The organism is Cellulomonas fimi, assembly GCF_028527925.1.
Classification (GTDB): Bacteria; Actinomycetota; Actinomycetes; order Actinomycetales; family Cellulomonadaceae; genus Cellulomonas; species Cellulomonas fimi_C.
The window spans coordinates 36,051-43,780 of the sequence record NZ_JAPESW010000030.1; the positions used below are offsets into that span (position 1 = coordinate 36,051).

At 77.1% G+C, this 7,730-nt stretch carries 6 protein-coding genes; 5 read left to right on the forward strand and 1 reads right to left on the reverse strand.

Annotated elements, in window-relative coordinates; all coding sequences use genetic code 11:
* Window positions 1-93: 93 nt before the first annotated feature.
* The 5 genes from OMK64_RS13990 (at window position 94) to OMK64_RS14010 (ending at window position 4,825) form a co-directional block, all read left to right on the forward strand.
* On the forward strand, window positions 94-936 hold the full coding sequence (locus tag OMK64_RS13990; protein ID WP_308201789.1) for a TetR/AcrR family transcriptional regulator: 843 nt from the start codon (window positions 94-96) through the stop codon (window positions 934-936).
* Window positions 933-2,435: a YndJ family transporter gene (locus tag OMK64_RS21110; RefSeq protein WP_272728987.1), complete on the forward strand. Its 1,503-nt coding sequence runs from the start codon at window positions 933-935 to the stop codon at window positions 2,433-2,435. The genes OMK64_RS13990 and OMK64_RS21110 overlap by 4 nt, the downstream gene beginning before the upstream one ends.
* A 155-nt stretch (window positions 2,436-2,590) precedes the next feature.
* Complete coding sequence (locus tag OMK64_RS14000; RefSeq protein WP_272728988.1) at window positions 2,591-3,127, forward strand: hypothetical protein; 537 nt, start codon at window positions 2,591-2,593, stop codon at window positions 3,125-3,127.
* 50 nt (window positions 3,128-3,177) lie between these two features.
* Window positions 3,178-4,458 (forward strand): N-acetylglucosamine-6-phosphate deacetylase, encoded by a 1,281-nt coding sequence (locus OMK64_RS14005; protein ID WP_272728989.1) that lies wholly within the window; start codon window positions 3,178-3,180, stop codon window positions 4,456-4,458.
* Window positions 4,459-4,483: 25 nt separating this feature from the next.
* Window positions 4,484-4,825: a VOC family protein gene (locus OMK64_RS14010; protein WP_272728990.1), complete on the forward strand. Its 342-nt coding sequence runs from the start codon at window positions 4,484-4,486 to the stop codon at window positions 4,823-4,825.
* A 13-nt stretch (window positions 4,826-4,838) separates the two neighbouring features.
* On the opposite strand, the gene OMK64_RS14015 is transcribed toward OMK64_RS14010, so the two are convergent.
* On the reverse strand, window positions 4,839-7,730 hold a 2,892-nt coding region (locus OMK64_RS14015; RefSeq protein ID WP_272728991.1), incomplete at its 5' end, for a glycoside hydrolase family 3 C-terminal domain-containing protein.

The following is a 7,730-nucleotide window of genomic DNA, read 5'->3' on the forward strand; positions in this document are numbered from 1 at the left end:
GCGCGTCGCACTCGCTCCCGCCCATGCTCCGCGGATCCTGCGCTAGGTTCTTGAACACGTTCAGTTGAACATGTTCAAGACGGGGAGCGGTCGGTGGAGGACAGGGACACGCGTCGTGACGACGGACGCGAGGTGCGCGACACGCGCGCGCTCGTACGGGCCACCGCGCTGCGGCTGTTCCGCGAGCGGGGCTATGCGGCGACGACCATGCGGCTCGTGGCGCAGGAGGCCGGCGTCGCGACAGGGAACGCGTACTACCACTTCGCCTCGAAGGACCACCTGGTCCAGGAGCTCTACCTCGACGTGACGCAGGACCACGCGCGGCGGTCCGCGTCGGTCCTCGCGGCAGGCGGCGACCTCGCGACGCGGCTGCGCGGCGTGCTGCACGCCGGGCTCGACGCGTTCGACGGGTACCACGCCTTCGGCACGGAGTTCGTCACGGTCGCGATCCGACCCACGTCGGCGGCGAGCCCGTTCTCGGCGGCGTCCGGCGGTGCGCGCGCGACGAGCGAGCAGGTGTTCCGGGAGGTCGTCGAGGGGGCTGCGCCCGCGGTGCCGCGCCACCTGCGCGCCGACCTGCCCGAGCTCCTGTGGCTCGCGCAGCTCGGGGTCACGTTGTTCTGGGTGCACGACGGGTCACCCGGCCAGCGACGCACACGGGCGCTCGTCGACGGCGCGGCGCCGCTCGTCGGGCGGCTCGTGAGCCTCGCGCGGCTGCCCGTCGCCCGGCGCGTCACGGACGACCTCCTGCGCCTCGTGCGCGAGGCGATGCGTCCGGACGACGAGGGGGAGGGGGCAGCCGCCGCGGGCGGGGACGGTGGCACCGCCGGACGTGCGGCGCGCGGAGAGGGCGTGGCTCCTGGGGTCGACGGTGACCGCGTCGACGACGGGCCGGCGGGCGACGGGTCGGGCCGCCGGGCGGGGGAGGACGCGTGAGCGGCGACGCGCTCGGAGCGCCCGCGGAGGCTGCGGTCCACGTGCTCGTCGGGCTCGGCGCGACGGTCGTCCTGCCGCTGGGGCTGCGCCTGCTCGGGCCCCTCGTGGTCGCGCGCCCGGGATCGCTCGCGTGGCCGCTCGCCGGGCTGGCCGCCGCCGTGAGCGTGTGGCTCCCGGTGGGACCCGTCGCGTCGGCCCTCTCGCTGCCCTTCGCGGTGGCGAGCGCGGTTCTCGCCGTCCTCGGGGTGCGCGTCGCCGTGCAGCCCTCGGCGACGCCGCATGCGCGGGTCCAACGGGGAGCCGTCGCCACCGCGCTCGTCACGCCGGCGATCGGCGCGGCGGCGCTCGTCGCGGAGCGCGCCGGCTGGGGGCTGCTGGGCTTCGGCGGGACGTACCTGACGCTGACCGTCCCGCACATGCTGTTCGCCGGGTTCGGCGCGTGCCTGGTGGCCGGTCTCGTCGCCGGTGTCGCGCCGGGCCGACCGGCCGACGTGGCCGCGGTCGCGGTCCCCGTCGGGGTGCTGCTGGTGCTGGCCGGCTACTTCGTGTCGGACGCGGCCGAGCTGCTCGGTGCCGTCGTGCTCACGGCCGCGCTCTGGTGCGCCGCCGCGGCGGTGCTCCGCGCTCCGGCGGCCGTGACGGACGCCGAGGGTGCGGCCGGCGGCGACGCGCGGCGGGCGCGGGTGCTGCTGCGGACGGGCGCGGTGGTCGTCGTGGTCGCGATGCTGCCCGCGCTGTGGTGGGCCGCCGGCGAGTCGCTGGGGCTGCCGCACCCGGGGCTCGACGTGATGGTCGCGACGCACGGCGTGGCCAACGCTCTGGGGTTCGTCGTCTGCACGCTCGTCGGGCTCGCCGTGCTCGACCGCCGGTCCGCCGCGACGACGGGTGCCGTCGTGCGAGCCGGAGTCCAACCTGCTGAGCGCGCGGCCGCCGCTCGCGACGGCGCCGGCTTCACGTACGACGAGGTCGGCGCCACGCTGCGGGGCGTTCGGCCCGCTGGTTACCGCTGCACGGCGAGGCGGTGGCGCGTCGCCGCGTACGCCACGGCCGAGGACGCGGCGGCGCTGGGTGACGACCTGCTCGCGTGGCGGATCCAGGCCGCGGCGGGCGTCCGCGTCGAGGTCGACGGCCCGGCACGACCGGGCGTGCGCGTCGTGAGCCGACCGGGTGTGGGGCCGCTGCGTCTGGCCGCGCCCTGCGTCGTGGTGGCCGTCGACGAGGCCGGGTGCCACACCGCGTTCGCGTACGGCACGCTGCCGGGTCACCCGTTCCGCGGCGAGGAGCTGTTCGCCGTCGAGCGGGACACGGACGGGGCGGTGTGGTTCGTCGTCGAGGCCTTCTCGCTGCCGGCCGTGTGGTGGGCCCGGGCGGCGTGGCCGCTCGTCGGCGTCGGGCAGCACGCGTACGCCCGGATGCTCGCGGCAGCCGCACGACGTCTGCACCGCGAGCGGACCGCCTCCCGCTCCGGCGCACCGTCGCGGGGCGGAGGGGACCGATGACGGCGACGGGGCCGCAGCGGGGTCCAGGACCGGACGTGCGATGGGCCTCCCCGACGGACGCCGGCGCACGCGCATGGGCGGTGCCGAGCGGGGTGCCGGCGCACAGTGCCCACCCGCGGGACGCGTCCGGGCCGACGTGGGCCGGACCGCGGACGGTGCCCGCTCGCCTCCCGGGCTGGCACGCCGGGCTCGTGCGCGGGCCTGCGCGGGTCGCGCTGCTGTGCGCGCTCTGCTGGGTCGTGGTGGTGGGGCTGACCCTCGTCGCCGTCCTCGTGTCGGTCGCGGCGACCGGGTTCCGAGCCGCCGCGGGAGCGACGGGTCTCGAGGTCGCGAGCGTGTCGACGGCTCTCGTCTTCCTGCCGTACCTCTGGCTGACGGTGATCGTGCCGGTCGCGCTCGTGGGGTGGCCCGCCGGGCTCCTGACGGCGTGGCTGCTCCGGCGGCGCCCGCGCGAGGTCGAGCACGTCGCCGTCTTCGCCGCGGTCGGCGCGGTCCTGGCCCTCGTGCTGCTCCGGCCGTGGACGAGCGGCCCGTGGCCGGACGCCCTCGGCGCCGGCGTCCTGGTGGCGCTCGCGGGTGCGGGCGGGGCCGGTGGCGGGCGCTGGTGGGCGGGCGCCGTCCTGCGCCGTCGGGCCGCCCGCGGGACGCTCGCCGACCGCCCGGGCATCGTCCCGCCGCCTGCGTGGTCGTGACGGATGCGCGAGCGACGCGGCGGCCGCCACGAGTGCGGCAGGATGCTCGCGTGAGCGTCGACCCCTCTCCCGACCCGGCCGGCACGACCGGCTCCGCACCGCTCGTCCTGCGCGGACGGGTCGTCACACCGGCGCGGGTGCTGGACGACGGCGTCGTCGTCGTCGACGGCGCCACGCTCGCCTGGGTGGGACCCGCGGACCGCGTCCCCGTGGCGTGGCCGGTGCCCGACGAGAGCGTCGGGACCCTGCTGCCGGGCCTGGTGGACGTGCACTGCCACGGCGGGGGCGGCGCGAGCTTCCCCGATGCGGCGGACTCCGGGACGGCCCGCGTCGCGGCCCGTGAGCACCTGCGTCACGGCACCACGAGCCTGGTCGCGTCGCTCGTCACGGCGCCGCGCGACGTCCTGCTCGCACGGACCGCCGTCCTCGCGGACCTCGCCGACGCGGGCGACGTCGTGGGCATCCACCTCGAGGGGCCGTTCCTGTCGGCGGACCGCTGCGGCGCGCAGAACCCCGACGACATGCAACCGGGCGACGCGGGGCTCGTCGCGGACGTCGCCGCGGCCGCCCGCGGTCACCTCGTGACGATGACGGTCGCGCCGGAGGTGCGCGGTGTCGCCGACGGGACGGGGACGGCGGACGCACGCGCGGACGTGCTCGCGGCGCTCGTCGACGCGGGTGCGCTGCCCTCGGTCGGCCACACGGACGCGTCCGCCGCGCAGGTCGACGTCGCGGTGGACCGGGCGTTCGACCTGCTCGCGTCGGCCCCGGCCGCGCGGTCGGGTCGTCTGACCGCGACGCACCTGTTCAACGGCATGCGCCCGCTGCACCACCGCGACCCGGGCCCGATCGCGGCGTGCCTCGCGGCGGCGGCCCGGGGCGAGCTCGTCGTCGAGCTCGTCGCGGACGGCACGCACCTCGCCGACGACACCGTGCGCGCGGTGCTCGACCTCGTCGGGCCCGGTTCGGTGGCGTTCGTGACGGACGCGATGGCGGCGGCGGGCATGCCGGACGGCGACTACCGCCTCGGGCCGATGGCGGTGCGCGTGGCCGACGGCGTCGCGCGGATCGTCGAGGAGGACGGCTCGACGCCGCCCGGGGGCGGTGCGATCGCGGGCGGTGTCGCGCACCTGCTCGACGTCGTGCGGAACGTCGTCACGGCGGGTGTGCCGCTCGAGGACGCGGTGCTCGCGGCGGCGACGACGCCCGCGGACGTGCTCGGGCGGCGGGACCTGGGCGCGCTCGTGGCCGGGCGGCGCGCCGACGTCGTCGTCGTCGACGACGCGCTGACCCCGCTGCGGGTCATGCGTTCAGGCGCCTGGGTGGCCTGAGCGGCCCGGCGGTAGCGTCGGTCGCGTGCCGACCTACATCAAGAGCGTGACGTTCGACGCGGCCGACGCGCTCGCGCTGGCGGGCTTCTGGGCGGCGGCCCTCGGCAGCGACGTGGACGAGGACTCGACGCGTGACAAGGCGTTCGTCGAGCCCGCGGGCTGGGGCGGTCCGACGCTGTGGTTCCAGCGCGTGCCCGAGCCGAAGACCGCGAAGAACCGGATGCACTTCGACCTGCGGGCGCCCGACGGTGACGTGCCCGCCGAGGTCGAGCGCCTGCGCACGCTCGGTGCGACGGTCGTGGTGGTCCGGGAGGACGGGCTGACGGTCATGCGCGACCCGGAGGGGAACGAGTTCTGCGTGGAGTGAGCGCACGCCGCGCTCAACCCGCGGGCGTCCCGCGGAGCTCGCCCACGCGGACCGCCCCCTCGAGGACGAGCCGGACGTCGGTCGTGCCCCAGGTCGACGGCGGGACGTGCGGCGTGACCGGCACGGTGTGCCACGTCCAGCGGTCGCCGCCCGCCGGGACGGGGGCGGTCGCGACGCGCGCCCACCGCCGTCCCTCGAGCACTTCGGCGTGGACGGCCGCGACGCCGGGACCCGTGCGCGCGAGCGTCAGCTCGAGACCGCCGACGCCGTTCAGGTCGGTGTCCCGCAGGAGCACCCACCCGGTGCGCGCGCCGGGCGCGACCTCGACGGCGGTCCCCGTGTCCAGGTCGCGCGGGACGAGGCGGGCGTCGTGCCGGTCGTCGTGGTCGACCGCCCGGACCCAGCCGTCGAGGAGCCGACGCGGGGGCACGGGGGTCCCGGTGACCTTGAGGTCGGCGACCAGGGGCAGTTCGTCCGAGGACGGCCCGGCGTGCAGCTCGTACCCGCCGGGCTCGACCACGAGGCGCCCGGTCGTGACGTCCCAGACGGCGAGCCCGGCGACGGCGACGGGCAGGGTCACCTCGCGGGTCTCCCCGGGCTCGAGCCGCACCCGCTCGAAGCTCACGAGGCAGCGGCGCGGGTACGGCAGCCGGTGGCCGGGGGCGGCCGCGTAGACCTGCACGAGCTCCTCGGCGACGCGGTCGCCGGTGTTCTGCACGATGACGCGTGCGGTCGCGACGGAGAGCTCGTCAAGGTCGTCGTCGGCGTCGGCGGTCACGCCGAGGTACTCGACGGTGCTGTAGGTGAGCCCGTGCCCGAAGGCCCAGCGCGCGGGGTGCCGGGCGTACCAGTACGTGTGCCCGCCGCCGATCGGGTCGTGGTCGAAGAGGTCGCCGACGTGCGCCTCGTCGGCGGGCCACTGCTGCGCGAGGCGCCCGGTCGGCTCGACGTCGCCGGTGAGCACGTCGACGAGCCCGTGCCCGAGCTCCTGCCCGGCGTGCGCGGTCCAGACGACGGCCGAGGCGGCGTCGCCGAGGTCGCCGAGCACGTAGGGGTACGACGCGACGACGGTGAGCACGGTCGTCGGGTTGGCGTCGAGCACCGTGCGGACGAGCTCCGCCTGCGGGTGGGGGAGCCGCAGGTGGGGCCGGTCCTCGGTCTCGCGGCCCAGCAGGTGCGGGTCGTTGCCGACGGCGACGAGGACGACGTCGGCGTCCCGGGCGGCGGCGGCCGCGCGCGCGTGCCCGGAGTGCACGGTGCGGAGGGTGAACCGCTCGGCGTGCGCCGCGTCGGCGGCGTCGGCCACGAGGACGCCGCCGTCGCGCTGGACGACCACCCAGCGCCCGGACCCGACGTGCTGGACGGAGACGGTGTCGTCGCCGTTGTCGTGCACGCGGAACGACTCCTGGACCACCCACCCGCCGACCCGCTCGGCGTCCGCGCGCAGGATCCACTGCCCGCCGGTCCACAGGCGCCCGGTGCGCGCGGATCGCAGGGTGTGCAGGCCCTCGCCCCACGACGTGACGTCGACGTGCGTGTCCTCGTCGGCGCGCGGTGCGTCGGCGACGAGCACGCCGTCGTCGCCCGGCCGCACGTACCGTCCGGTCGACACCGAGCGCAGCGCGACGCGGTCGGCACCGTCGACGACGGTCACCCGCTCGGCGCCGAGCCGCTCGACGAGGGCCTGCGCGAGCGTGACGGTGTACGGCGGCGTACCGGAGTACCAGTCGGTGCAGACCTGGTCGGCGTGCGGCCCGACGACGGCGACGCGCACACCGTCCCGCAGCGGCAGGACGCCGTCGTTCTCGAGGACGACGACACCGGCGGCGGCGGCCCGGCGCGCGAGCGCGCGGTGCGCGGGCAGGTCGATCGCGTCGGCGCCGACGCCGGCCCACGGGTCGAGGTCCGGGTCGAGCTCGCCGGTCGCGAGCCGCAGCTCGAGCTGACGCAGGACGGCACGGTCGACGTCGGTCTCGTCGATCAGCCCGGCGTGCAGCGCGTCCCGGACCCGCCCGACGGTGACCGACGCGTCCGCGTCGTGGTCGGTGAACGAGTCGACACCGGCGCGCAGCGCGGCGGCCGCGGCGACCGTGTGGTCCGCGTGGTACCGCTCACCGGTCACGAGGTTGGTCGGCGCGCCGGCGTCGGACACGACGAGCAGGAACCCGTCGCGCTCGTCGCGCAGCGCGTCGATCAGGTCCTTCGAGACGTGCGCGGGCCGGCCGTTGACGAGGTTGTACGACGGCATGACGGCGCCGACGACGCCCGCCCGGACGGGGCCGAGGAACGCGGGCAGCTCGTACTCGTGCAGCGCGCGCGGCGGCAGCTGGGCGCTCAGCACGGCGCGGTCGGTCTCGACGCCGTACGCGAGCAGGTGCTTGAGGGTCGGGACGGTCCGCCAGTAGACGGGGTGGTCGCCGCGCAGGCCTCGTGCGTAGGCGGTCGCGAGCGTCGCGGTGAGGTGCGGGTCCTCGGAGAACCCCTCCTCGTTGCGGCCCCAGCGCGGGTGCCGCAGGGGGTTGACGACGGGCGCCCACACGTTGAGCGACACGGTCGGGTCGGCGGCGTGCTTGGCGCGGACCTCGGTGCCGACGACCTCGCCCACCTGCGTGACCAGGTCGAGGTCCCACGTCGCGGCGAGCCCGACGGGCTGCGGGAACGTGGTCGCGGTGCCGAGCCAGGCGACGCCGTGCAGCGCCTCGGTGCCGGTGCGGAACGCGGCGAGCCCGAGCCGCGGGACGGCGGGGACGCGCTGGTGCAGGAACGCCACCTTCTCGTCGAGCGTGAGCACGAGCCCCTTGAGCGCGAGCCCGACGGGCGACGGCCTCTCCTCCCAGACGGGCCGGTGCTTGGACCCGCGGCGGCGGCGCGGCGCAGGGGTGGGGCGGTCGGGCGTCGTGCCGAC